At 41.4% G+C, this 24,321-nt stretch carries 20 protein-coding genes; all 20 read left to right on the top strand.

The features are described 5' to 3' along the window. The first annotated feature begins 68 nt into the window (after nt 1-68). The 20 genes from Q0O89_RS00100 to Q0O89_RS00005 all read left to right on the top strand — a co-directional run bounded on the left by Q0O89_RS00100 (nt 69) and on the right by Q0O89_RS00005 (nt 24,249). The gene (locus Q0O89_RS00100) at nt 69-1,589 is read left to right on the top strand and encodes a carbon starvation protein A (protein ID WP_293729326.1); all 1,521 of its coding nucleotides are present in this window, start codon (nt 69-71) and stop codon (nt 1,587-1,589) included. Between the two features lie 269 nt (nt 1,590-1,858). Beyond that, the gene (gene mraZ / locus Q0O89_RS00095; RefSeq protein WP_135710806.1) at nt 1,859-2,317 is read left to right on the top strand and encodes a division/cell wall cluster transcriptional repressor MraZ; all 459 of its coding nucleotides are present in this window, start codon (nt 1,859-1,861) and stop codon (nt 2,315-2,317) included. 138 nt (nt 2,318-2,455) lie between these two features. After that, entirely contained in the window at nt 2,456-3,430 is a 975-nt protein-coding gene (gene rsmH / locus Q0O89_RS00090; RefSeq protein WP_293729319.1) for a 16S rRNA (cytosine(1402)-N(4))-methyltransferase RsmH, read from the top strand. Continuing rightward, nucleotides 3,430-3,759, top strand: a complete 330-nt coding sequence (gene ftsL, locus Q0O89_RS00085) for a cell division protein FtsL (RefSeq protein WP_293729317.1) — start codon at nt 3,430-3,432, stop codon at nt 3,757-3,759. The genes rsmH and ftsL overlap by 1 nt, the downstream gene beginning before the upstream one ends. A 60-nt stretch (nt 3,760-3,819) precedes the next feature. After that, nucleotides 3,820-5,601: a penicillin-binding transpeptidase domain-containing protein gene (locus Q0O89_RS00080; RefSeq protein WP_273316809.1), complete on the top strand. Its 1,782-nt coding sequence runs from the start codon at nt 3,820-3,822 to the stop codon at nt 5,599-5,601. 28 nt (nt 5,602-5,629) lie between these two features. After that, nucleotides 5,630-7,099, top strand: a complete 1,470-nt coding sequence (gene murE / locus Q0O89_RS00075) for a UDP-N-acetylmuramoyl-L-alanyl-D-glutamate--2,6-diaminopimelate ligase (RefSeq protein ID WP_293729315.1) — start codon at nt 5,630-5,632, stop codon at nt 7,097-7,099. Next, nucleotides 7,096-8,469 (top strand): UDP-N-acetylmuramoyl-tripeptide--D-alanyl-D-alanine ligase, encoded by a 1,374-nt coding sequence (murF, locus tag Q0O89_RS00070; protein WP_293729313.1) that lies wholly within the window; start codon nt 7,096-7,098, stop codon nt 8,467-8,469. Before murE ends, murF begins: the two co-directional genes overlap by 4 nt. Before the next feature lie 2 nt (nt 8,470-8,471). Next, nucleotides 8,472-9,554 (top strand): phospho-N-acetylmuramoyl-pentapeptide-transferase, encoded by a 1,083-nt coding sequence (gene mraY / locus Q0O89_RS00065; protein WP_293729311.1) that lies wholly within the window; start codon nt 8,472-8,474, stop codon nt 9,552-9,554. 51 nt (nt 9,555-9,605) lie between these two features. Then, complete coding sequence (gene murD, locus Q0O89_RS00060; protein ID WP_293729309.1) at nt 9,606-10,925, top strand: UDP-N-acetylmuramoyl-L-alanine--D-glutamate ligase; 1,320 nt, start codon at nt 9,606-9,608, stop codon at nt 10,923-10,925. Between the two features lie 3 nt (nt 10,926-10,928). Continuing rightward, nucleotides 10,929-12,119 carry a putative lipid II flippase FtsW gene (gene ftsW / locus Q0O89_RS00055; RefSeq protein ID WP_293729307.1) on the top strand — a complete coding sequence of 397 codons (1,191 nt, stop codon included), beginning with the start codon at nt 10,929-10,931 and terminating at the stop codon, nt 12,117-12,119. Nucleotides 12,120-12,144: 25 nt separating this feature from the next. Continuing rightward, entirely contained in the window at nt 12,145-13,209 is a 1,065-nt protein-coding gene (gene murG, locus Q0O89_RS00050) for an undecaprenyldiphospho-muramoylpentapeptide beta-N-acetylglucosaminyltransferase (protein WP_293729305.1), read from the top strand. Nucleotides 13,210-13,257: 48 nt separating this feature from the next. After that, the gene (gene murC, locus Q0O89_RS00045) at nt 13,258-14,688 is read left to right on the top strand and encodes a UDP-N-acetylmuramate--L-alanine ligase (protein ID WP_293729303.1); all 1,431 of its coding nucleotides are present in this window, start codon (nt 13,258-13,260) and stop codon (nt 14,686-14,688) included. A gap of 83 nt (nt 14,689-14,771) precedes the next feature. Continuing rightward, the gene (locus Q0O89_RS00040) at nt 14,772-15,695 is read left to right on the top strand and encodes a D-alanine--D-alanine ligase (protein ID WP_293729301.1); all 924 of its coding nucleotides are present in this window, start codon (nt 14,772-14,774) and stop codon (nt 15,693-15,695) included. After that, the gene (locus Q0O89_RS00035) at nt 15,695-16,462 is read left to right on the top strand and encodes a cell division protein FtsQ/DivIB (protein ID WP_293729299.1); all 768 of its coding nucleotides are present in this window, start codon (nt 15,695-15,697) and stop codon (nt 16,460-16,462) included. Before Q0O89_RS00040 ends, Q0O89_RS00035 begins: the two co-directional genes overlap by 1 nt. A 31-nt stretch (nt 16,463-16,493) precedes the next feature. After that, a complete protein-coding gene (gene ftsA, locus Q0O89_RS00030) occupies nt 16,494-17,786 on the top strand; it encodes a cell division protein FtsA (protein ID WP_293729297.1) in 1,293 nt (430 codons plus the stop codon). A gap of 80 nt (nt 17,787-17,866) precedes the next feature. Beyond that, nucleotides 17,867-19,069, top strand: coding sequence for a cell division protein FtsZ (gene ftsZ / locus Q0O89_RS00025; protein ID WP_293729295.1), 1,203 nt, complete (start codon nt 17,867-17,869; stop codon nt 19,067-19,069). A 41-nt stretch (nt 19,070-19,110) separates the two neighbouring features. After that, entirely contained in the window at nt 19,111-20,028 is a 918-nt protein-coding gene (gene lpxC, locus Q0O89_RS00020; RefSeq protein WP_293729293.1) for a UDP-3-O-acyl-N-acetylglucosamine deacetylase, read from the top strand. A 95-nt stretch (nt 20,029-20,123) separates the two neighbouring features. Beyond that, the gene (locus tag Q0O89_RS00015) at nt 20,124-21,275 is read left to right on the top strand and encodes an iron-containing alcohol dehydrogenase (protein ID WP_366516005.1); all 1,152 of its coding nucleotides are present in this window, start codon (nt 20,124-20,126) and stop codon (nt 21,273-21,275) included. Nucleotides 21,276-21,345: 70 nt separating this feature from the next. Continuing rightward, nucleotides 21,346-22,995, top strand: a complete 1,650-nt coding sequence (ushA, locus tag Q0O89_RS00010) for a bifunctional UDP-sugar hydrolase/5'-nucleotidase UshA (protein ID WP_293729289.1) — start codon at nt 21,346-21,348, stop codon at nt 22,993-22,995. Nucleotides 22,996-23,088: 93 nt separating this feature from the next. Then, nucleotides 23,089-24,249 carry a chorismate mutase gene (locus Q0O89_RS00005; protein ID WP_293729287.1) on the top strand — a complete coding sequence of 387 codons (1,161 nt, stop codon included), beginning with the start codon at nt 23,089-23,091 and terminating at the stop codon, nt 24,247-24,249. Nucleotides 24,250-24,321: the final 72 nt, after the last annotated feature.

Here is a 24,321-nt window from a genome sequence, read left to right as displayed (position 1 = left end):
ACAACTTATTAACAGCTCTTTAAAATATCCGCGGTGTTATTTTATTAACGTTAATTAAGGAAAATCCCATGTTGTGGTTTTTAATTTGTGTCGCAATTTTACTGCTTGGTTACTTTTTGTATAGTAAAGTTGTGGAAAAAATCTTTGTTATCAATCCAAAACGTGAAACGCCGGCTTATGCCTTAAATGATGGCGTGGACTATGTGCCCATGTCGAAGAAGAAAATTTGGTTAATCCAACTTTTAAATATCGCCGGTACAGGTCCGATTTTCGGTCCGATCTTAGGGGCGTTATATGGGCCGGTGGCCATGCTTTGGATTGTGTTCGGTTGCGTATTTGCAGGTGCGGTACATGATTATTTCAGCGGTATGCTGAGTATTCGTAACGGTGGGGCGAGTATTCCTTATATGTCGGGTAAATACTTAGGTCGTCCTGCAAAACATGTGATGAATATCTTCGCTATTTTATTGCTATTGTTAGTTGGTGTGGTGTTTGTGGCAAGTCCGGCATCATTATTGACTAATATTACTAGCGATTTAATGAATTCAGGCTCTGTTGGTGCGGCAGCGGTGAATGATGAAGCGGGTGCAGCCAAAGGAACCATTTTAGCTATTTGGACCGCGGTTATTTTTGTTTACTACATTATCGCAACCTTAGTGCCGGTAGATAAAATTATCGGTCGAATCTATCCATTGTTTGGTGCATTGTTAATGTTTATGACATTAGGCATGTTATTTGGTTTATTCTTTGAAGGGATTCCATTATTCCAAACCGTAACGGCTAAATTAGGCCATGAAGTGGAATTAGCGGATTTCTTCGCCAACTTACATCCAAAAGAAGGGACGCCAATTTGGCCACTCTTATTCGTGACCATTGCTTGTGGTGCGATTTCCGGCTTCCATGCAACACAATCACCATTAATGGCACGTTGTACGGAAAATGAAAAAGAAGGCCGTTTTATTTTCTACGGTGCGATGATTGGCGAAGGGGTGATTGCCTTAATTTGGTGTATGGTGGGGTTAAGTTTCTACGATGATCAAGCCTCATTTATGGAAGCCTTGAAAGGTACGCCATCTAAAGTCGTTTATGACTCTGCTATCGGGATGCTTGGTTTATTTGGTGGTATCTTAGCCGTATTAGGTGTGGTGGTATTGCCTATTACTTCAGGCGATACGGCATTCCGTGCAGCACGTTTGTTAATTGCCGATTACTTAAAAATCGACCAACGCAATATTGCAAAACGTTTGAGTATTGCAATTCCATTATTTGCTATTGGTTATTGGGTTTCAACCGTTGACTTCCAAGTATTATGGCGTTACTTCGGTTGGGCAAACCAAACGACCGCAATGGTGATGTTATGGACCGCTTCAGCCTATTTATTCCGTCATCAAAAATTCCATTGGATTACCACTATCCCGGCAATTTTTATGACCATGGTCTGTACAAGCTATATTGCTAACGCGCCAATTGGCTTCAACCTCTCTTATGATGCCTCACTTTGGGTCGGCGTAGCGACAACAGCGGTTGCCGTGATGGCGTTCTTTGTGTTTTTAAAACCATTAACACCTGAAGAACAAACGCAAGACTAAAATCGACGCTAATTTAAACGCACTTTGAATTTTCAAGGTGCGTTTTTATTTTTGGGCGAAAAATTTTTATTACTAGGATGGATTGCCTGTCGTTTTGTATAGAAATGTAAAGATTTGTAAGCAAACGTTTAATCTGCTTGCATATTAAGCGTTCAGATTATAAAATTCTCACCAAAGTGGTGAAAAGTGGTAATTTGTGGGAAATTTTAGAAATTCTTATCATATTGACCGCACTTTTCAGGGTTCAATTCTCATTTTGGAAGAGTGGCATGTTTCGAGGGGCTTCAGCGGTAAATTTAGATGCGAAAGGTCGTCTTGCGATCCCAACGCGTTATCGCCCTGAAATTCTGGAACAAAATCAAGGGATGATGATTTGCACGGTCGATGCGCGCCAGCCTTGTTTATTGCTTTATCCCTTAAAAGAATGGGAAGAAATTGAACAAAAATTATTGGGACTGTCAAGTTTAGATCCTGTTCAAAATGCCTTAAAACGCGTGATGATGGGATTTGCGACAGAATGCGAATTAGATAACGCCGGTCGTATTCTGTTAAGTCAGCCATTACGCCAGCATGCAAAATTAGAAAAATCTATTATGTTGGTGGGGCAACTCAATAAGTTTGAGATTTGGTCTGAAGCACAGTGGAATACACAAATTGAGCAAGATATTGCCCGCGGTGTAAATGGTGAATTTGCCTTATCTGAAGCATTAAAAACGCTGTCATTATAGCTATTATAAGAACAGCGGCACTAGCAAAACTAGCATAACGCTAGATTATAAAAATGATAAGCGGTGAATTCCACCGCCTTATCTAAAGATTATCTTATTTCTTTTAGCCTTTTATTTTGTCTATTTCGGTTTATTAATATGAACGCCCAAAATACATTTTCACATCCTGAGCATATTACGGTTTTATTACACGAAACTGTTGATGGGTTAGCTTTGGTTGATGGTCGTGAAAATGGTATTTATATTGATGGCACCTTTGGTCGTGGTGGGCATTCTCGTTTAATCCTTTCTAAACTCAGCGAAAACGGTCGTTTAATTGCCATTGATCGTGATCCAAGAGCTATTGCTGAAGCACAAACTATTCAAGATCCGCGTTTTCATATTGAACATAACAGCTTTTCTCGTCTTCCTGAAATTTGTGAAAAATTAGGTTTGATTGGCAAAGTGGATGGTATTTTGCTTGATCTTGGTGTTTCATCACCGCAATTGGATGATGCAGAACGTGGTTTTAGTTTTATGAAAGACGGCCCGTTAGATATGCGCATGGATACGACCAAAGGGCAATCCGCTGCGGAATGGCTGGCGCAGGTTTCTATTGATGATTTAGCTTGGGTATTGAAAACCTTTGGGGAAGAACGTTTTGCAAAACGCATTGCTACTGCGATTGTGAATTACAACAAAAGTGCGGTAGAAAAAAACGAAGAACCGATTAACCGCACTTTACAACTAGCGGAAATCATTGCGAATGCGGTACCGTTTAAAGATAAGCATAAGCACCCGGCTACACGTTCATTTCAGGCTATCCGAATTTTTATTAATGCTGAGTTAGATGAATTAGAAACAGTATTAAATTCCGCTATTTCCGTGTTAGCACCACAAGGTCGTTTGTCGATTATCAGTTTCCATTCTCTTGAAGACCGTATGGTCAAACATTTTATGCGCAAGCAAAGCAAAGGTGAGGATGTGCCAAAAGGATTGCCATTACGTGAAGATCAAATTAAGCGTCATTGCACTTTAAAAACCATTGGCAAAGCGATTCAAGCAAGTGAGGCGGAAGTAGCGGCGAACCCACGTTCACGTAGTGCGGTATTGCGAATTGCGGAGAAATTATAATGGCTGAACCTTTATCAAATAGTGAACGTTATCCGCTGCAATATGTGGTTATTCAAGACTTATTTGAAATGAATAAAACGGTAGCGGTTTTAATTTTTCTTATTGCGGTAACGGCAGTAAGTACCGTTTGGGTGACCTACCAAACACGTATGCTGGTGGCGGAAAAAGGCGAATTGGTGTTTGAAAAACAAGCTCTGGAAAATGAATACGTGAATTTAAAATTAGAAGAAACCACATTAAGTGATAATACACGGATTGAAGGCATTGCCAGAGCTAACTTGGGTATGGTGTCAGTGACACCTGAACAAGAAGTGGTGATTGTGGAGTAAGGGATTATGGTGAAATTAAATTCCGAGCGCAATCCGGCGCCTAAGAAACCCCGTAAGCCAATGACTTCTGCGCCAAATAGCGGGGTGAAACTGAATAAGCCTAAAATCACCTTTGAAACGAGCTTTTTAAAGGGACGCTATCGTTGGGCATTAGGTTTTGTTTTTCTGAGCTTATTTGCTTTAATTGCGCGTGCGGCTTATGTGCAAATTGTGAATGTAGAAGAACTGACCAATGAAGCGGATAAGCGTTCATTGCGCGTGCAAGAAATTAAATCCGCGCGTGGTTCTATTTTAGATCGCAACGGTCAAATGCTTTCGATTAGCGTGCCGATGTTCCAGTTGAAAGTCGATCCTAAAGTGATTTTGGAAAATGACGGCATTGCTAAAAATAAAGAAAAATGGAAAGCCTTAGCTGAAGTTTTGGGCATGTCTTACAAGGATTTAGTCTCTAAAATCGAAAGCAAGCCTAAATTACGTGAAATTGTCTTGGCGCGTCAAATTTCAGAGCAAATTAAAAATTATGCCCAAGATTTAAAATTGCCAACCATGATCATTTCGAGCGACTATCGCCGTTTTTATCCGCGTGCTGAAGAAACCGCACATTTGCTCGGGTTTACGGATGTGGATAACAATGGAATTGAGGGAATTGAAAAAAGTTTTAACTCGTTGCTTGTAGGTAAATCAGGTTCTCGTACTTATCGTAAAGATAAATATGGCAACATTGTGGAAGATATTGCGAATATTAAGAAATACGATGCACACAATGTGACCCTGAGTATTGATAAAGATTTGCAAGCGATGGTTTATCTCGAAATTAAAAAAGCGGTAGCAGAAAATAATGCCAGCTCGGGGACGGCGGTGTTAGTGGATGTGCGTACGGGTGAGATTTTAGCCATGGTGAATGCGCCTTCTTATAACCCGAATAAGCGCACAGGGGTTTCTGAAGATTTAATGCGGAATAAAGCCGTAACCGATACTTTTGAACCGGGTTCAACGGTAAAACCTTTTGTGGTTTTGACCGCACTTCAAAATAAAGTGGTGCGCCGCGATGAAGTCATTAATACCGGGCCACTTGTTTTAACCGGCAAAGAAGTGAAAGACGTGGCACCACGAGATCGCCAAACTCTTGATGAAATTTTGATTAATTCATCCAACCGTGGGGTGAGCCGTTTAGCCTTGCGTATGCCTCCTTCCGCCTTAATGGATACTTATCAAGCGGCAGGTTTAGGTAAACCAACGGATTTAGGGTTAGGCGGTGAACAAATTGGTTATTTAAACGCGAACCGTAAACGTTGGTCTGATATTGAGCGCGCGACCGTTTCTTATGGTTATGGGATCAATGCGACCCCGGTTCAAATTGCACGTGCTTATTTGACCTTAGGCAGCTTTGGGATTTACCGCCCACTTTCTATTACCAAAGTGGATCCGCCTGTAATCGGTAATCGCGTATTTTCCGAGAAAATCACCCGAGATGTGGTGAATATCATGGAAAAAGTCGCGATTAAGAATAAACGTGCGTTGGTTGAAGGTTATCGTGTTGCGATTAAAACAGGTACCGCGAAAAAAATCGAAAAAGGTCGTTATGTAGATAAATATATGTCCTATACCGCCGGTATTGCGCCGGTGACGGATCCGCGCTTTGCGTTGGTGATTTTGATCGATGAACCTAAAGCGGGTCAATATTATGGTGGTGCGGTTTCTGCACCGGTGTTTTCTGCCATTATGGGCGCGGCATTGCGTGCTTATAATATCACGCCGGATGGTGTGCCGGTGGAGAATACGAAAACCACGAAGCGTATTGTTCGGCGCAATGAACAGCCTAACCCGAATCAACTGAACTAATGCGGTAAAATAGAATATAGGAAAAACAATGAAAAAACTAACCGCACTTTTGGGGCTTGCTCAGCCCCAACTTGAGCAAATTGAGTTGAGCAAAATGAGTTTAGACAGCCGCGAAATCACGCCTGGCTGTCTTTTCGTTGCGGTCAAAGGCCATTCAGTAGATGGTCGAAAATTTATTTCAAATGCCATTGCACAAGGTGCGGTAGCGGTATTGGCGGAATGTGATGAACCCGCGCAACATTTACAGATTGAATTTCAGCAAAATATCCCGGTGATTTCCTACTTTGCTTTGTCTGCACATTTGTCTGACATTGCAGGTCGTTTTTATGATAATCCTTCTCAGCGTTTGATCTTAGTGGGCGTGACAGGTACCAATGGCAAAACCACCATTGCCCAGCTTTTAGCGCAATGGACGCAGATTTTAGGTAAAACGCCGGCAGTGATGGGAACCATCGGTAATGGTTTGTTTGGGCAAGTAAAACCTGCGGCAAATACCACAGGTTCTGCCATTGAAATACAGGCGTCATTAGCTGATTTTGTGGAGCAAGGCGCGGATTTTGCAGCAATTGAAGTGTCTTCTCATGGGTTGGTGCAAAAACGTGTTGAAGCCTTACATTTTGCTGCGACAGTATTCACTAACTTAAGTCGTGATCATCTTGATTATCACGGCACCATGGAAGAATACGCCAAAGCGAAGAAACGGTTATTTACCGAATTATCCGGTCAATATCAAATTTTGAATGCCGATGACGAAATCGGGGCGCAATGGTTGAGCGAGTTACCTAACGCGATTGCCGTGAGTTGTCAGCCAAATTATCAGCCGACTCATAAAACTTGGTTAAAATTAACCGCACTTTCCTTTACCAACAAAGGGGCGAATATTGCGTTTGCTTCAAGTTGGGGAAACGGGCAGTTGGAAAGCCGCTTAATCGGCGCCTTTAATGTGAGTAATTTATTGGCGGTTACTGTCACATTGTTAGCCTTAGGTTATTCGCTTGAGCAACTCACTTCCACGGTTTCACAGCTCACAGGGGTTTGCGGTCGAATGGAAATGATGACGGCAGAAAATCAACCCACCGTCATTGTGGATTATGCACACACCCCGGACGCCTTGGAAAAAGCCTTAAATGCCGCGCGTATTCATTGCCATGGCAAACTTTGGTGTTTGTTTGGTTGTGGGGGCGATCGCGATCGTGGTAAGCGTCCGCTTATGGCAGAAATGGCAGAGAAAATCGCCGACAAAGTGATTGCCACCGATGATAATCCACGTACGGAAGATCCCGCTCAAATTATGGCGGACATCAAAGCCGGTTTTGCTCATCCTGAACATGTACAATTTATTCACAACCGTGAAGACGCGATTAAAACTGCCATTCAAAGTGCGGATAAAAATGACGTAATTTTAGTGGCGGGCAAAGGGCACGAAGATTATCAAATTATTGGTACAGAAAAACACCATTTTTCTGATCAAGAAACAGCGAAGAAATATTTGTCATGATAACAATAACAACAAAAAAACTTGCCGAAATCTTAGACGGGCAATTATTGGGTGATGAAAATATCACCGTAGAGAACGTAAGTACCGATACACGCCGGCAAACGCAAAATGGATTATTTTTTGCCTTAAAAGGCGAGAAATTTGACGCCCATCATTATTTAAATGCAGCGGTAGAACAAGGTTGTATCGCGCTAGTCGTGGAGCATCCTTGTGATATTCCTGTGCCGCAAATTGTGGTGGCGGATACGCGTATCGCTTTGGGACAACTTGGTGCTTGGGTGAAAGCGGAAATTAATCCCTTAACCGTTGCGATGACAGGTTCTTCCGGTAAAACTACCGTGAAAGAAATGACGGCTTCCATTTTGCAACAAACCGCAAAAAATCCTGAAAGCGTGTTATTTACCCAAGGGAATTTTAATAACGACATTGGTGTCCCTTTGACCTTGTTACGTTTAGAAGCTAAACATCAATTTGCCGTTATCGAATTAGGTGCAAATCATCAAAATGAAATTGCTTATACCACGAATTTAGTGCATCCCAATGTTGCCCTTGTTAATAATGTAGCACCAGCTCACTTGGAAGGGTTTGGTTCTATTGAAGGGGTGGCGCAAGCGAAAGGCGAGATTTATCGTGGTTTGACTGAAGACGGTGTAGCGATTCTCAATTTAGACTGTTGTTATCCTTCATTTTGGGCAGCGGAGATTGATGAGAGAAAAGTCCAAACTTTTTCCAGTACGCAACCGGCCGATTATTGGGCGGAGAATGTGCGGTTGAGTGAACAAGGGGCAGAGTTTTTGTTGCATAGTCCGACCGGTAGCATTGAAATTCATTTACCTTATCTTGGGGCACACAATGTGAGCAATGCTTTGGCAGCAACGGCGTTAGCCATGAATGTGGGTGCAACCCTTGAACAAGTTAAAGCCGGGTTAGAACATCGTTCCCAAGTAAAAGGCCGTTTATTTCCGATTCAAGTGAAGGAAAATTTATTGTTGTTGGATGATACTTATAACGCCAATGTAGATTCCTTGAAATCAGCGATTAATGTGTTGAAAAGCTATGGGGCATTTCGAATTTTAGCCGTTGGCGATATGGGCGAATTGGGGGAAGATACGGCATTCTGTCATCAGCAAGTGGCGGATCACGCTAAAGCTGCGAATTTGGATTGCATTGCAAGTTTCGGTCAGTTTTCCAGTGTGATTAGCAATGGCAACCATTTTACTGATAAAGAAAAAATGGCCGCATTTTTAATCGCACTTATCGAAGAAAAATTAAAAGAAAATCAACGTGTTGTTTTATTGGCAAAAGGTTCTCGTAGCCAAAAAATGGAACAAGTTATTGAGTTGTTAACTGTTCACTTTAAGGGGGAATAATAATGTTAGTTTGGTTAGCATCTTATTTAGAGCAATATTTAAGTAGTTTTCATGTTATTTCCTATTTAACCGTTCGAGCGGTACTTTCTCTAATGACCGCGTTGTTATTGTCATTATGGATTGGCCCGAAAATGATCAAACGTTTGCAGATTTTTAAGTTTGGTCAAGAAGTGCGTAATGACGGTCCTGAAAGCCATTTTCAAAAACGTGGTACACCGACCATGGGCGGTATTATGATTTTGGCGACCATTACGATCAGTACCTTGCTTTGGGGCGATTTAACGAATTCTTATATTTGGTTTAGTTTATTTGTCTTATTAGGTTATGGTGCGGTAGGTTTTGTGGATGATTACCGCAAAATTAAATATAAAAATACGGATGGTTTAATTGCCCGTTGGAAATATTTCTGGTTGTCTGTGGTTGCATTAATTGCTGTAGTAGGCATGTATGTTGTAGGAAAAGATACGGATGCGACGCGCTTGGTCGTGCCTTTCTTTAAAGATGTCATGCCACAATTAGGCTTATTCTATATTGTGTTGGCTTATTTCGTGATTGTGGGAACCAGTAACGCAGTGAACTTAACCGATGGCTTAGATGGTTTGGCGATTATGCCAACGGTGTTTGTGGCGGGGGCATTTGCGATTATTGCTTGGGCAACAGGGAATGTGGAAATTTCAAAATACTTGTACATTCCGTATATTAGTTTGACTTCAGAGTTAGTCATTTTCTGTACAGCGATTGTGGGCGCAGGTTTAGGTTTTCTTTGGTTTAATACCTATCCGGCACAGGTGTTTATGGGGGATGTGGGTTCCCTTGCGTTAGGTGGCGCATTAGGTACATTAGCGGTATTAGTTCGCCAAGAATTTTTACTGGTGATTATGGGCGGTGTGTTTGTGATGGAAACTATTTCCGTTATTTTACAAGTAGGCTCTTACAAACTACGTAAAAAGCGCATTTTCCGAATGGCACCGATTCATCACCATTACGAATTAAAAGGTTGGCCGGAGCCACGGGTAATTATCCGATTTTGGATTATTTCTTTGATGCTCGTATTATTCGGCTTAGTGACCCTCAAACTCCGTTAATTTTGTAGGTGGGAAGATTCCCACCCTTTTGCATATCTACAGGTTGAAAAAATGGCAAGCTATAAAGATAAAAATATCCTTGTGATTGGTTTAGGTAAAACAGGTTTATCTGTGGTGGATTTCCTTGTGAAAAAACAAGCGAAAGTTAAAGTGATTGATACGCGTGTTAATCCTGCCGGTGCGGAACAATTGGATGAAAATATTCCGCTTCATACGGGTGGTTTAAACCAAGAATGGCTCAATGGGGCGGATACTATTGTGATTAGCCCGGGTCTTGCTGTTAAAACCCCTGAAATTCAGACCGCACTTGCGCAAGGCGTGGAAGTGATTGGGGATATTGAGCTGTTTGTTCGAGAAGCCAATGCACAAGATAAACCGGTCATTGCGATTACGGGTTCAAATGGCAAAAGTACGGTGACGACCTTGACCACGGAAATGGCAAAAGCAGATGGGCTACGTGTCGGCATGGGGGGGAATATCGGTATTCCGGCTTTGTCCTTGTTGGATGAAGCGTTTGACTTGTATGTGCTTGAGTTATCCAGTTTTCAGTTAGAAACCACTTACAGCCTAAAAGCGGCTGCTGCAACGGTGTTGAATGTGACAGAAGATCATATGAATCGTTATGTAGATTTGGAGGATTATCGTCAAGCGAAACTCAATATTTATATCAATGCTAAAACGGCGATTGTAAATGCAGAAGATCCTTTAACGCTTGAAGACGATAAACAAAGTGCGCAGATACAGTTGAGTTTTGGTGAACATGATGCGGATTACTGGTTAAAAACGGAGAATGGCAAACAGTTTCTCATGGCAAAAGAGGAGATGATTTTGCCTGTGGATGATATGTTGATTACAGGTCGTCATAATTATATGAATGCCTTGGCTTCGATTGCACTGGTTCAAGCGGTAGGCGTAAAAACCCCGGCTATTCAAGTCGCACTTCGTACATTTGGTGGTTTAGATCATCGTTTCCAAGTGGCACATTTTGACAAGGGTGTGCGTTGGATTAATGACAGTAAAGCAACGAATGTAGGGAGTACCGTTGCGGCATTAACCGGCTTGCAAGTCGAGGGGAATCTTCATCTATTATTAGGTGGAGACGGTAAAGGGGCGGATTTTAGCGAGTTAGCTAAGCTTATTAACAAACCGAATTATTTCTGTTATTGCTTTGGACAAGATGGGGCGGCGTTGGCGAAATTATCACCACAAAGCCAATTATTTGACACCATGGAACAAGGGATTAATGCCTTACGTCCAACATTAAAATCAGGGGATATGGTGTTGCTTTCACCCGCTTGTGCCAGTTTGGATCAATTTACTTCTTTTGAAAAGCGCGGTGAAGAATTTACGCGTTTAGCGAAATTAGGATAAGTCATGCGATTATTTGAAGAATTTAAAGCGAGTTGGCAGCGTTGGACAACGGTCACACCCAGTAATCTGTTGTATGATCGTTGGTTATTTTGGTTGTATGTGATTTTGCTCTTTATTGGCTTTATTATGGTGACATCGGCGTCTATTCCTGTGGGAACGCGCCTGTATAATGATCCTTTCTATTTTGCCACAAGGGATGCGGTCTATTTGGTGTTATCCTTTGTTACTTTGTATTTCTTCTTAAAAATTCCTATGGCTCGTTGGGAAAAACGCTACGCATGGGTGTTTGGTATCGCCTTATTTTTTCTTTTGTTGGTGTTGATTCCCGGTGTGGGAAAAACCATTAATGGGGCACGCCGTTGGATTCCAATGGGGCTATTTAATTTTCAGCCGGCAGAATTTGCCAAATTCGCGTTAATTTGTTTTTTATCTAGTTATTTTACGCGCCGTTACGATGAAGTGCGGTCCAAAAAACTGAGTGCATTCAAGCCTTTAATGGTCATGGGTTTCTTCGGTATTTTCTTGATCTTGCAACCTGATTTAGGGAGTACGGTTGTATTATTTGTGATTACCTTTGGCTTACTTTTTGTGGCTGGGGCACATATTATGCAGTTCGTGGGCTTAATTGGCGTGGGGGCCTTTTTATTTGTGGTACTCGTTTTATCTTCAGCCTATCGAATGAAGCGGATTACAGGTTTTATGGATCCCTTCAAAGACCCTTATGGTACAGGTTTCCAGTTATCTAACTCATTAATGGCATTTGGTCGCGGTGAGTTTACCGGAGAAGGGCTGGGAAACTCTATCCAAAAACTGGAGTATTTGCCTGAAGCACACACTGACTTTGTAATGGCAGTGATTGGCGAAGAATTTGGTTTTGTTGGTGTGCTGGTCATGGTGTTTTTGCTGGGGGCATTGGTTTTGCGTGCGATGAAAATTGGGCGTGAAAGTTTACTGTTAGAACAACGTTTTAAAGGCTTTTTTGCTTTTGGAATTAGCTTTTGGATTATTTTCCAAGGCTTTGTTAATTTAGGTATGGCATTAGGCTTATTACCAACCAAAGGTTTAACCTTTCCATTGGTGAGTTACGGTGGGTCGAGTCTGGTGATTATGACCATTAGCATTGCGGTGTTATTACGTATTGACCATGAAAATCGCCTCAGTCGTGGTGGACATGCACATTTGCGTGATGATTAATGATATAGATGAGAATAAGTAGAAAATGAGCAAGAAATTATTAGTCATGGCAGGTGGCACAGGGGGGCATGTATTCCCTGCCATTGCCGTTTCTCAATATCTTCAACAACAGGGTTGGGAAATTCAGTGGTTAGGTACAGCGGATCGTATGGAAGCCCAGCTTGTACCAAAACATGGGATTAAAATTAATTTTATTCAAATTTCCGGGTTGCGTGGAAAAGGTTTAGGAGCGTTATTGAAAGCACCTTTTGCTATTTTTCGTGCTGTCATGCAAGCCCGTAAAATTATTAAAACTTATCGACCTGATGCTGTTTTGGGAATGGGGGGCTATGTGTCGGGGCCGGGCGGTATTGCTGCGAAATTATGTGGCGTGCCTGTGATTTTACATGAGCAAAATGCGGTGGCCGGTTTAACCAATGTTTGGCTGTCGAAAATTGCGAAGCGTACGTTACAAGCCTTTCCAACAGCATTCCCTCATGGGGAAGTGGTAGGGAATCCTGTTCGTGCAGATTTATTTCAAATGCCAGCCCCTGAAATACGCTTTGCCGAACGTCAGGGTAAATTGCGTATTCTTGTGGTGGGCGGTAGTCAAGGGGCGCGCGTATTAAATCAGAACGTACCTCCAATGGTCGCGCAACTGGCGGATAAATTAGAAGTACGTCATCAAGTGGGGGCCGGAAGTGTGGAAAACGTCACCGCACTTTATCGTGAGTTAGGGGTGAATGTTGAAAGCGCGGTTAACATTACGGAATTTATTGATGATATGGCTGAAGCTTATGCTTGGGCTGATTTGGTGATTTGTCGTTCGGGCGCATTGACAGTGTGTGAATTAGCGGCGGTCGGTACGCCGGCGATTTTTGTGCCTTTCCAACATAAAGATCGTCAGCAATATTTAAATGCCACTTATTTGGCCAATGCCGGCGCTGCAAAAATTGTGGAACAAGCTGAACTTAACCCTGAAATTTTGGTAAACTTAGTGGCCGGTTTAAACCGTGAAAAATTACTGGAAATGGCAGTAAAAGCGAAAGCGATGTCCACGCCATTATCCGCTCAACGTGTGGCGGAAGTGATTATTGAAAATGCGAAATAATTGATTTTTTGGGCGTGTGATTTGCGCTCAATTTAAGAGAATAAAACAATGAAACAAAAACAAGAAAAAATTAGACAGGTTGTGCCAAGTATGCGCCGTATTCAGCAAATTCACTTTGTGGGAATTGGCGGTGCCGGTATGGGCGGTATTGCGGAAGTGTTGCTGAACGAAGGGTATAAAGTAACGGGATCGGATATTGCTGAAAATGCCGTGACGGCGCGTTTGAGCTCTTTGGGTGCAGATATTTTTATTGGGCATTCTGCTGAGCATGTTCAAAATGCAAGTGTCGTGGTCGTTTCGAGTGCCATTAAATCGGATAATGTTGAAGTTGTTGAAGCCCATACTAAACGTATTCCGGTGATTCAACGTGCGCAAATGTTGGCAGAATTAATGCGTTTCCGTCATGGGATTGCCATTGCAGGTACACACGGAAAAACAACGACTACTGCGATGATTTCAATGATTTATACTCAAGCGAACCTTGATCCAACCTTTGTGAATGGCGGATTGGTGAAATCAGCCGGAACCAATGCCTATTTAGGGGCGAGTCGTTATTTTATCGCGGAAGCAGATGAAAGTGATGCATCATTCTTACATTTACAACCGATGGTATCGGTGGTCACGAATATTGAACCGGATCATATGGATACCTATCACGGCGATTTTGAGGAGATGAAACGTACTTACGTGAATTTCTTACATAATTTGCCGTTTTATGGGTTGGCAGTGATGTGTGCGGATGATCCGGTGTTAATGGAATTAGTGCCACAAGTTGGTCGTCAAGTAATAACTTATGGTTTTAGTGAAAAGGCGGATTATCGTATTGAAAACTATGAGCAAACAGGTTTTCAGGGGCATTATGATGTGATTACCCCAACAGGTGAACGTATCCATGTGTTGTTAAATGTACCGGGGAAACATAATGCACTTAATGCAACAGCGGCTTTGGCGGTAGCGAAGGAAGAGGGCATTGAAAATGATCCGATTTTGACCGCACTTGCGGACTTCCAAGGGGCAGGTCGCCGTTTCGACCAACTAGGCGAGTTTATTCGTCCAAGCGGTAAGGTGATGCTGGTGGATGACTATGGACATCACCCAACAGAAGTGGGTGTCACCATTCAAGCGGCGCGTTCCGGTTGGGAAAATAAACGTATTGTCATGGTATTCCAACCGCATCGTTATTCACGTACACGTGATTTGTTCGATGATTTTGTACAAGTCCTTTCCCAAGTGGATGTGTTGATTTTGTTGGATGTTTATGCAGCAGGTGAAGCACCGATTGCTGGGGCAGATAGTCGCTCTTTAGCACGTTCAATTCGCAATTTGGGGAAAGTGGATCCGATTTTTGTGGCTGATCATAGTCAATTGCCTGAGATTATGGATCAGGTGTTACAGGATGGCGACTTAATTTTGGCGCAAGGTGCGGGCAATGTCAGTCGTTTGTCTCGTCATCTTGTAGAGCTTTGGACAAAAGAATAATTGTAGGCTGTGTTACCAATATCACAGTATTTGATTTATTTTGCATTTTACGTATTGAAAAATACAGTTTACGGAATATAAAAATGAAACCATTAAAACAACAAAAAATTGCCGTATTATTAGGCGGTACATCAGCAGAGCGTGAAGTCTCATTAAATTCTGGGGCGGCAGTATTAGCCGCATTACGTCACCAAGGTTATGACGCCCATCCTATTGATCCGAAAGAAACCTCCGTAGCGACCCTAAAAGAGCAAGGATTTGACCGCGCTTTTAATATTTTACATGGTCGCGGTGGGGAAGATGGTGTGGTACAAGGCATGCTTGAACAAATTGGTTTACCTTATACAGGTTGTGGTGTGATGACGTCAGCATTAACCATGGATAAAATGCGCACTAAAATGTTGTGGAAAGGTTTTGGATTGCCTATCGCAGAGATGGAAATTGTGACAAAAACCACGGTTGTTGATTTGGATCCGCAGGCGATAGTTGCACGTCTTGGCTTACCGTTAATGGTCAAACCATCACGTGAAGGTTCAAGTGTGGGGTTAACTAAGGTGAATAAGGTAGAAGAGTTGCAAGCTGCAGTAGAATTAGCTTTAACTCATGATGATACCGTATTAATCGAAGAGTGGTTAGCGGGTGATGAATTGACTGTGCCTGTATTAGGTGGGGAAGTATTACCAGCGGTGCAAATTATTCCGGATGGCGAGTTTTATGATTACAATGCAAAATATATTTCGGATAATACTCAGTATGTCTGTCCAATGCCAATGGCTGAATCTCGTTGGGAAGAATTGAAGAAATTAGTCAAAACAGCTTATGAAGTCGTGGGTTGTCGCGGTTGGAGTCGTATTGATGTGATGACGGATAGTCAAGGCAATTTCCGTTTGGTTGAAGTGAATACCACCCCGGGCATGACTAGCCATAGTTTATTCCCGAAATCAGCGGCAACAGTGGGGATTAGCTTTGAGCAACTGGTTGCTAAAATTTTGGAGTTGAGTGTTTAATGGCGGTAATTAAGCACAATAGTTCGCAGAAAAAATCGAAATCCTTTGATTTTAATGCCAAAAGCCTCATTCAGATTAAGCCTATACTTGTGTTATTATGTGTAGGTATAATGTATTTTGCTTATGCAAATTGGCAGTCTTGGCTAGAAAAGCTTGATGATAAACCGATTAGTTCCTTTGCTTTATTAGGTACGCCATCGTACACCACCAATGCGGATATTCGCGAAATGATTTTGAAAATGGGGGAGCTAAAAGGTTTTTTCGGTCAAGATGTGAATATGATTCGCGAGCAAATTCAATCCATGCCTTGGATTAAAGGGGCGGTGGTGCGAAAAATCTGGCCTAATCGTTTGAGTATTGTGGTATCAGAATATCAACCCATTGCTTATTGGAATGGTGATCAGTTTTTATCGAGCGATGGCGTGGTATTTAAATTACCTGCTGATAAGCTGAAAAATACGACTATGCCACGTTTATTTGGACCTGATTATAAAAGTTCAGAAGTCCTTGAAGCATGGTATAAAATTTATAAAGAACTTGAGTCGAGAAAGTTGGCTTTAAAATCTGTATCGATTGATGAACGTGGAGCGTGGGAAATTACGCTTGATAATGATATTCGTCTAAAACTGGGCCGTGGGGAATGGAAAACAAAAATTGATAATTTCGTGACGATTTATCCACAAATTGAAATTCCTGAAAACAAACGTATCGATTATGTGGATTTACGTTATAAAGTCGGGGCATCAGTGGGTTTTATTGATAAATAAAAATAATTAAGTTAACGGTGAAGTGAACAAAATGGCAAAAATGGTGGAATCAAAAACGATTGTTGGGTTAGAAGTTGGTACATCCAAGGTTGTCGCGGTAGTCGGCGAAGTCTTGCCTGATGGGGTGGTCAATGTTATGGGCGTAGGAAGTAGCCCGTCTAAAGGAATTGATAAAGGGAATATTACTGACCTTTCTGCAGTGGTGAATTCAATTCAACGTGCCATTGAAAATGCAGAGTCGGTAGCGGATTGCACCATTATGTCGGTGACTTTGGCGATTACAGGGGAGCATATTCACAGTATTAATGAGAGTGGATTTGTGCCGATTATCAGCGGTGAAGTGACACAAGATGATATTGATAATGCAATGAATACCGCAAAATCAGTAAAATTGCCGGATGGACTAAACTTACAACATGTGATTCCACAAGAATATGCCGTTGATAAACAGCAAAATATCAAAAGTCCATTAGGGCTTCAGGGCGTGCGTTTGAAAGCGCAGGTTCATTTAATCGGTTGTCATCAGTCTTGGGTGAATAATTTACAAAAAGCAGTAGAAAGCTGTGGTTTAAAAGTCGATAAAGTGGTGTTTTCCGGACTTGCCTCAACTTATTCCGTGTTAACCGAAGACGAAAAAGAATTAGGCGTTTGCATGATTGATTTTGGCGGCGGTTCAATGGATATCATGGTTTACACTAATGGCGCGCTACGTTATAGCAAGGTGATTCCTTATGGTGGTAATGATATTACTGATTTCGTTGCGCAAAGTTTAACAACCTCTCGTCATGAAGCAGAAAGTATTAAAATTAATTATGGGAGTGCGGTTAGTCCAAGTGAAGAATTAGCGGAACATTTTGCGAAGAAAAAAGTCGAAGTAGCAGGTTTAGGTGGGACTTCACCAAGAATGTTCACTAAAAAACAAATTATGGAAGTGACATCGCAATGTTATGCTGATTTGTTACGTGTGGTTCAGCACGAATTGGTTGCTTTACGGGCAGAGTTAGCCTCGAAAGGCATCAAAAATGATTTAATCGCAGGTATTGTGTTAACAGGCGGTGGCGCGCAAATGGAAGATATTGCGAAATGCGCTACAGAAATTTTTGGTTCTCATGTTCGTGTTGGTAGCCCACTCAATATTACGGGGTTAACGGATTATGTGAGTAAACCACAATATGCAACAGTGCTTGGATTGTTACAATATACCCATCATAATGATGAAGAAAATACGCCGTTATTAGCTCAAGTTGCGAATGGTGAAGGTGTTTTGGGTTCAATTTGGAAAAAATTGAAAAAAATTGGCAATAAAGTGCGGTCAGAATTTTGATAAATTTTGATTTTTAATCTACAATAGAAAGAATTTAGAAATATTTAGCGTTAGGAAATCTAACTCCACGGAGAATACGAATGTTTGAACCTGTACAATATGATTATGATGATGAAGTCGGTCGCACGCTGATTAAGGTGGTTGGTGTTGGCGGTGGTGGCGGTAATGCCGTTAACCATATGGTTGAGCAATTACAAAACCATGGTGCAGAATTAGGTATTGATTCATTAACAAATGATGAACATGGTGAAATCATTTTCTATGCAGTAAATACAGATGCTCAAGCGTTGCGTAAAAGTAAAGTGCAACAAACGGTTCAGATTGGTGCAGAGGTGACACGTGGGTTAGGTGCAGGAGCCAATCCAAATGTCGGACAAAAAGCGGCAGAAGAAGATCGTGATGCTATCCGCGCTATGTTAGAAGGTGCCAATATGGTCTTTATCGCAACAGGTATGGGCGGTGGTACAGGTACAGGTGCCGCACCAATTGTTGCGCAAGTGGCAAAAGAATTAGGTATTCTCACGGTTGCTGTTGTAACTAAACCGTTCTCATTTGAGGGTAAAAAACGCATGTCTTTTGCAGAGCAAGGGATTAAGGCGTTATCACAATATGTTGATTCATTAATTGTTATTCCAAATGATAAATTAAAGAAAGTATTACCAAAAGGTGCCTCATTAATTGATGCCTTTGCTGCCGTTAATAACGTGTTACGTAATGCAGTAACAGGTATTTCAGATATGATTACAACTCCGGGCATGATCAACGTGGACTTTGCGGACGTAAGTACCGTTATGTCAGAAATGGGACGTGCTATGATGGGGACAGGTATTGCACAAGGGGAAACTGATGATGGCCGCGCGGAAAAAGCGGCAAATGAAGCGGTAGCAAGTCCATTATTGGAAGATGTGGATTTAAGCGGTGCGCGAGGCGTTATTGTTAATATTTTATCAGGTTTGGATTTAAGCTTAGATGAATACGAAATTATTGGTAATACCATTAAATCTTTTGCTTCCGAAGAAGCGACTGTTGTGGTGGGAACCAGTTTAAATCCTGAAATGCAAGGTGAGATTCGCGTCACGCTAGTTGCAACAGGAATTGGTGCAAACGAAGAATTAGCTCAACTTCCACCGAGAACGCTTCGTTCAGATACGATGCATGTGGATTCTACTTTAGAAGCACCGCGTTCTCCTGTTCAACCTGAGCAAGTTCAATCTACGGCGCCGACTTCGTTGAACAAAGATAATCGTTTTACTCCGGCATTTTTGCGTGGCAATAATCAGTAATATATGTTCATAATCTTTCATGATTATGTAAGAGATAAATTATGATTAAACAAAGAACATTAAAACAAAGTATTAAAGTAACCGGCGTTGGTTTACATAGCGGTAACAAAGTGACTTTAAATCTGCGTCCTGCACCTGCCAATAGCGGTGTGGTTTATTGTCGTACTGATCTCAATCCTCCGGTGTATTTCCCGGCAGATGCCAAAGCAGTACGTGATACTATGCTTTGTACTGCACTGGTTAATGACGAAGGTGTTCGTATTTCAACAGTTGAACATTTAAATGCGGCTTTAGCCGGTTTAGGTATTGATAATGTCATTATCGAAGTCGATGCGCCTGAAATTCCGATTATGGATGGTAGCGCGAGTCCTTTTGTTTATTTGTTATTAGACGCAGGAATTGAAGAGCAAAATGCAGCGAAGAAATTTGTTCGCGTGAAAAAAACAGTCCGTGTAGAAGATGGAGATAAATGGGCAGAAATTAAGCCATATAACGGTTTCCGTTTAAATTTTGTGATTGATTTTAACCATCCGGCTATTCCAAAATCATTAAGCAAATACACATTGGATTTTTCAGCACAAAAATTTGTGCAACAAATCAGTCGCGCACGCACCTTTGCGTTTATGAAAGATATTGAATATCTTCAATCTCAAGGTTTAGCTTTAGGCGGAAGTTTGGATAATGCTATCGTATTGGATAACTACCGTGTGCTCAATGAAGATGGTTTACGTTTCAAAGATGAACTTGTCCGTCACAAAATGCTAGACTCAATCGGCGATCTATATATGTGCGGTTTCAACATTATTGGTGATTTTAGTGCATATAAATCAGGTCACGGCTTAAATAATAAATTGCTTCGTGCATTATTAGAAAACCAAGAAGCTTGGGAATTTGTTACTTTTGAAGACAAAGAAGAAGTGCCACAAGGTTATGTGGCAGCAGCTCAAGTGCTTATCTAATTGATAAAACAATAAAAAGCTATACCATGTTGGTATGGCTTTTTTATTTTTTACCGACATATGCAGTTACCCCGAGATGCTAAGGATATTATATGATTAGTAATTTCAGTTTTTACCTTCCAACGAAGGCCTATTTTGGTAAAGGACAAATCGCAACATTAACCACTGCTATTCCTAAAACAGCACGTATTTTATTAACTTATGGTGGTGGCAGTATTAAGAAGAATGGTGTATTTGATCAAGTACAACAGGCACTTAACGCGCATTTTTACATTGAATTTGGTGGAATCGAAGCGAATCCGGAATATGAAACCCTCATGAAAGCGGTTGAGTTGGTACGCAAAGAAAAATTAGATTTTATCCTTGCCGTGGGTGGCGGTTCCGTTTTAGATGGTAGTAAATTTATTGCAGCCGCCGTGCCTTTTGATGGTGAACCCTGGGATATTCCTTACAAAAAAGCCCCAATTTCGACCGCACTTCCTATTGGCTGTGTTTTGACTTTGCCGGCAACAGGCTCAGAAATGAATCATCGAGCCGTGGTAAGTCGTCGAGCAACACAAGATAAGGTTTCACTTTATTCTGATTTGATACGCCCACAATTTGCGATACTTGATCCAACAACAACATTTTCATTACCGGCGCGCCAAACGGCAAATGGGGTTGTGGATGCCTTTGTGCATACCTTAGAGCAATATGCGACTTACCCGGTGAACGGCAAAATTCAAGATCGTTTTGCGGAAGGGGTACTATTAACTCTGTTAGAAGATGGGTCTAAATTATTGGATAACCCAATAGATTATGATGCACGAGCCAACGTGATGTGGGCAGCAACGCAAGGATTAAATGATATTCTGAGTGTTGGGGTGCCTGGCGACTGGTCATCGCATGCAATCGGGCATGAATTGACAGCGGTTTATGGTTTGGATCATGCTCAAACCTTAGCTATCATTGTTCCGGCATTGTTTACTCATCAAATTGAACACAAACGAGAGAAACTCACCCAAATGGCTCAGCGTGTTTTCAATTATCAAGGTGACAACGCGCAAGGCGCAGAATTTGCCATTCAAAAGACACGAGAATTTTTTGAACAAATGGGCTTAAAAACGCGTTTTAGCGACTTAGGTATTGATGACAGTCAATTTTCTCTGGTGCTACAAAAACTCGCCGAACATCGTCCACAGCCTTTAGGGGAGCATAAGAATATTGATAATACCGTAGCGAAACAAATTTTATATATGGCACTCTAGGGGGCTGTTTATCTTTCAATAAAAGACCCTAATATACATCAAATTTTCGATAGTGTTTAAAGGAGAAAACATGAAAACACAACTCAAACTCACCGCACTTTCTTTCGCGTTAATGGCGGCCACAGCGCAAGCCTATGAAAAAGATAAAACCTATCATTTCACCGTGCTGCATAATAATGATATTCACGGTCATTTCTGGGCGAATGATAAAGGTGAATATGGTTTTGCCGCGCAGAAAACATTGATTGATCGCATTAAGAAAGAAGTAGAAGCCAAAGGTGGCTCAGTGATTTTATTGAATGCGGGGGATTTTAATACGGGTGTACCTGAATCAGATATGCAAAATGCACGTCCTGATATTGAAGCGATGAATGAAATTGGTTATGAAGCGGTAACCTTAGGAAATCATGAGTTTGATAATCCGTTACAACTACTTGATATGCAAGAAAAATGGGCGAAGTTTCCATTATTGTCGGCGAATGTATTTAACGCCAAAACAGGGAAACCTTTAGTAAAACCTTATACGATTTTAAATAAAAATGGTTTGAAAGTGGCTGTAGTGGGATTAACTACGGAAGATACGGCAAAATTGGGTAATCCTGAATATATGAACCAAGTGCGTTTTGATGATCCAACAGAAACCGCACGTAAGGTTTTGGCTGACTTAAATAAATCGGAAAAGCCTGATGTCAAAATCGCGTTGACCCATATGGGCTATTATTATGATGGGAATTTTGGTTCAAATGCACCTGGCGATGTGTCAATGGCACGTAAATTAGATAAAGGTGCCTTTGATATGATCGTTGGTGCCCATAGTCATGATGCGGTTTGTGTAGATGAGAAAGGGGTATGGATTAAAGATTATAAACCGGGTCAGCCTTGTCGCCCTGATTTCCAAAATGGTACTTGGATTATGCAAGCGTGGGAATGGGGAAAATTCTTAGGTCGGGCTGATTTTGAGTTTAAAAATGGTGAAACCAAATTGGTGAATTATCAATTAATTCCGGTGAACTTAAAACAGAAAATTAAAACGGCGGACGGTAAAACAGAATATCGTTACTACACGGAAGAAATCCCACAAGATGAAGCATTGCTCGCAAAATTAAAACATTATCAAGATGAGGGCGGTAAACTGCTTAATGTTAAAGTGGGCGAAACGAAAGGCAAGTTGGAAGGCGATCGTAATATAGTGCGTTTCCAACAAACGAACTTAGGCCGTTTAATTGCCGAATCACAACGTTCACGTGTGAATGCCGATGTGGGGATTGTGAATTCCGGCGTGGTTCGTGCCTCTATTGAAAATGGCGATATTACTTATCGCAATGTGTTAACCGTTATGCCATTTGGTAATGCGGTAAGCTATGTGGATTTCAATGGCAAAGAATTACAGGATTATTTGAATGTGGTGGCGTTGAAAGAAGTTGATTCAGGCGGTTATCCGCAATTTACAGGCGATATTAGCATGATCATTGACTTCAAAAATAAAACGGTTACTGATGTCAAAATTAAAGGCGAACCCTTAAGTACGGACAAAAAATACCGTATTTCTGTGCCAAACTATAGCGCGTCAGGTGGTGATGGTTATCCGAATATTAAATCGCACCCAACCTATGTGGATTCAGGCTTTATTGATGCGGATGTATTAAAAGATTTCTTCGAGAAAAACTCACCAATTGATGCGTCGAAGTTTGAACCGAAAGGGGAAATTATTTATAAATAACCCGGCTAACCGAACCGAAAGGTTCGGTTTTTTGCGCCAACTTTAAAAAATATCTGCTAAAATGACCGCACTTATTTTTCCTAAGGAATTCTTATGGCATTAGATTTAACTGAAATTCGTCAGCAGATTACGCGTATTGATCGTAGTTTGTTGAAATTATTATCAGAACGTCATCGTTTAGCTTATGATGTTGTGCGTAGTAAGGAAATCACGCAAAAAGCTTTACGTGATGAAGTGCGTGAGCAGCAATTGTTACAAGAGCTAGTGAAATTTGCGGAAAGTGAAAATTATCAACTTGATGCACAATATGTGACCCAGATTTTCCAACGCATTATCGAAGATTCGGTTCTAACACAGCAGGCTTACTTGCAGAATAAGCTTAATGAGCAACGTGAGAATAGTGTACATATTGCATTTCTTGGTAAACGCGGCTCCTATTCTAATTTAGCCGCACGAGCTTATGCTAATCGCTATCAAAAACAATTTATTGAGTTAAGTTGCGCTTCCTTTGATCAGGTTTTTGACAAAGTCCGGTCAGGTGAGGCAGATCTTGGTGTGTTGCCACTGGAGAATACGACTTCAGGATCGATCAATGAGGTTTATGACTTATTGCAACATACCGACTTATCTTTAGTTGGCGAGTTAGCTTATCCGATTAAGCATTGTGTATTGGTCAATGATCAAGATGATTTAAGCCAAATTGATACACTTTATAGCCATCCGCAAGTGATTCAACAATGTAGTCAATTTATTCGACGTTTAGATCGCGTGCATATTGAATATTGCGAAAGCAGCTCCCATGCGATGGAGTTGGTTTCAAGCCTCAATAAACCGAATATTGCCGCATTGGGTAATGAAGATGGTGGACATTTATATGGCTTAAAAGTGCTGAAAACTGATATTGCTAATCAGCCAAATAATATTACACGTTTTATTGTAATCGCTCGTGAGCCTTTAACGGTTTCCCCCCAAATTACCAGCAAAACTTTGTTGTTAATGACAACCGGGCAAAAAGCCGGGGCGTTAGTAGATGCGTTATTGGTGTTCAAAAAGCACCAAATTAAAATGACCAAATTGGAATCTCGTCCGATTTATGGAAAACCTTGGGAAGAAATGTTCTATTTGGAAATTGAGGCAAATATTCATAATGAAGCGACACAGCAGGCGTTGAATGAGTTAAAAGAATATAGCTCGTTTTTGAAAGTGCTAGGTTGTTACCCAAGTGAAATTGTGAAACCGGTTGAGATTGTGTAGAGCAAAAAAGTGCGGTGAAATGATCTGCACCCCAAAAGTTGGACTAAACAACCAACTAATTAAGGTGCAGAT

The organism is uncultured Actinobacillus sp. (assembly GCF_945915845.1).
Taxonomy (GTDB): Bacteria; Pseudomonadota; Gammaproteobacteria; order Enterobacterales; family Pasteurellaceae; genus Exercitatus.
The sequence above is the reverse complement of the archived record's forward strand: the minus strand, read 5'-3'. Positions and strand labels throughout refer to the sequence as shown.

Bases quoted from the DNA above. Each gene is read 5' to 3' on its own strand.
- murF (WP_293729313.1), top strand. From the start codon at position 7,096: ATGATAACAATAACAACAAAAAAACTTGCCGAAATCTTAGACGGGCAA.
- murC (WP_293729303.1), top strand. From the start codon at position 13,258: ATGAAACAAAAACAAGAAAAAATTAGACAGGTTGTGCCAAGTATGCGC.
- Q0O89_RS00035 (WP_293729299.1), top strand. From the start codon at position 15,695: ATGGCGGTAATTAAGCACAATAGTTCGCAGAAAAAATCGAAATCCTTT.
- mraY (WP_293729311.1), top strand. From the start codon at position 8,472: ATGTTAGTTTGGTTAGCATCTTATTTAGAGCAATATTTAAGTAGTTTT.
- Q0O89_RS00100 (WP_293729326.1), top strand. From the start codon at position 69: ATGTTGTGGTTTTTAATTTGTGTCGCAATTTTACTGCTTGGTTACTTT.
- ushA (WP_293729289.1), top strand. From the start codon at position 21,346: ATGAAAACACAACTCAAACTCACCGCACTTTCTTTCGCGTTAATGGCG.
- mraZ (WP_135710806.1), top strand. From the start codon at position 1,859: ATGTTTCGAGGGGCTTCAGCGGTAAATTTAGATGCGAAAGGTCGTCTT.
- ftsA (WP_293729297.1), top strand. From the start codon at position 16,494: ATGGCAAAAATGGTGGAATCAAAAACGATTGTTGGGTTAGAAGTTGGT.
- murE (WP_293729315.1), top strand. From the start codon at position 5,630: ATGAAAAAACTAACCGCACTTTTGGGGCTTGCTCAGCCCCAACTTGAG.
- murG (WP_293729305.1), top strand. From the start codon at position 12,145: ATGAGCAAGAAATTATTAGTCATGGCAGGTGGCACAGGGGGGCATGTA.
- ftsL (WP_293729317.1), top strand. From the start codon at position 3,430: ATGGCTGAACCTTTATCAAATAGTGAACGTTATCCGCTGCAATATGTG.
- ftsW (WP_293729307.1), top strand. From the start codon at position 10,929: ATGCGATTATTTGAAGAATTTAAAGCGAGTTGGCAGCGTTGGACAACG.
- murD (WP_293729309.1), top strand. From the start codon at position 9,606: ATGGCAAGCTATAAAGATAAAAATATCCTTGTGATTGGTTTAGGTAAA.
- rsmH (WP_293729319.1), top strand. From the start codon at position 2,456: ATGAACGCCCAAAATACATTTTCACATCCTGAGCATATTACGGTTTTA.
- Q0O89_RS00080 (WP_273316809.1), top strand. From the start codon at position 3,820: ATGACTTCTGCGCCAAATAGCGGGGTGAAACTGAATAAGCCTAAAATC.
- lpxC (WP_293729293.1), top strand. From the start codon at position 19,111: ATGATTAAACAAAGAACATTAAAACAAAGTATTAAAGTAACCGGCGTT.
- Q0O89_RS00040 (WP_293729301.1), top strand. From the start codon at position 14,772: ATGAAACCATTAAAACAACAAAAAATTGCCGTATTATTAGGCGGTACA.
- Q0O89_RS00005 (WP_293729287.1), top strand. From the start codon at position 23,089: ATGGCATTAGATTTAACTGAAATTCGTCAGCAGATTACGCGTATTGAT.
- ftsZ (WP_293729295.1), top strand. From the start codon at position 17,867: ATGTTTGAACCTGTACAATATGATTATGATGATGAAGTCGGTCGCACG.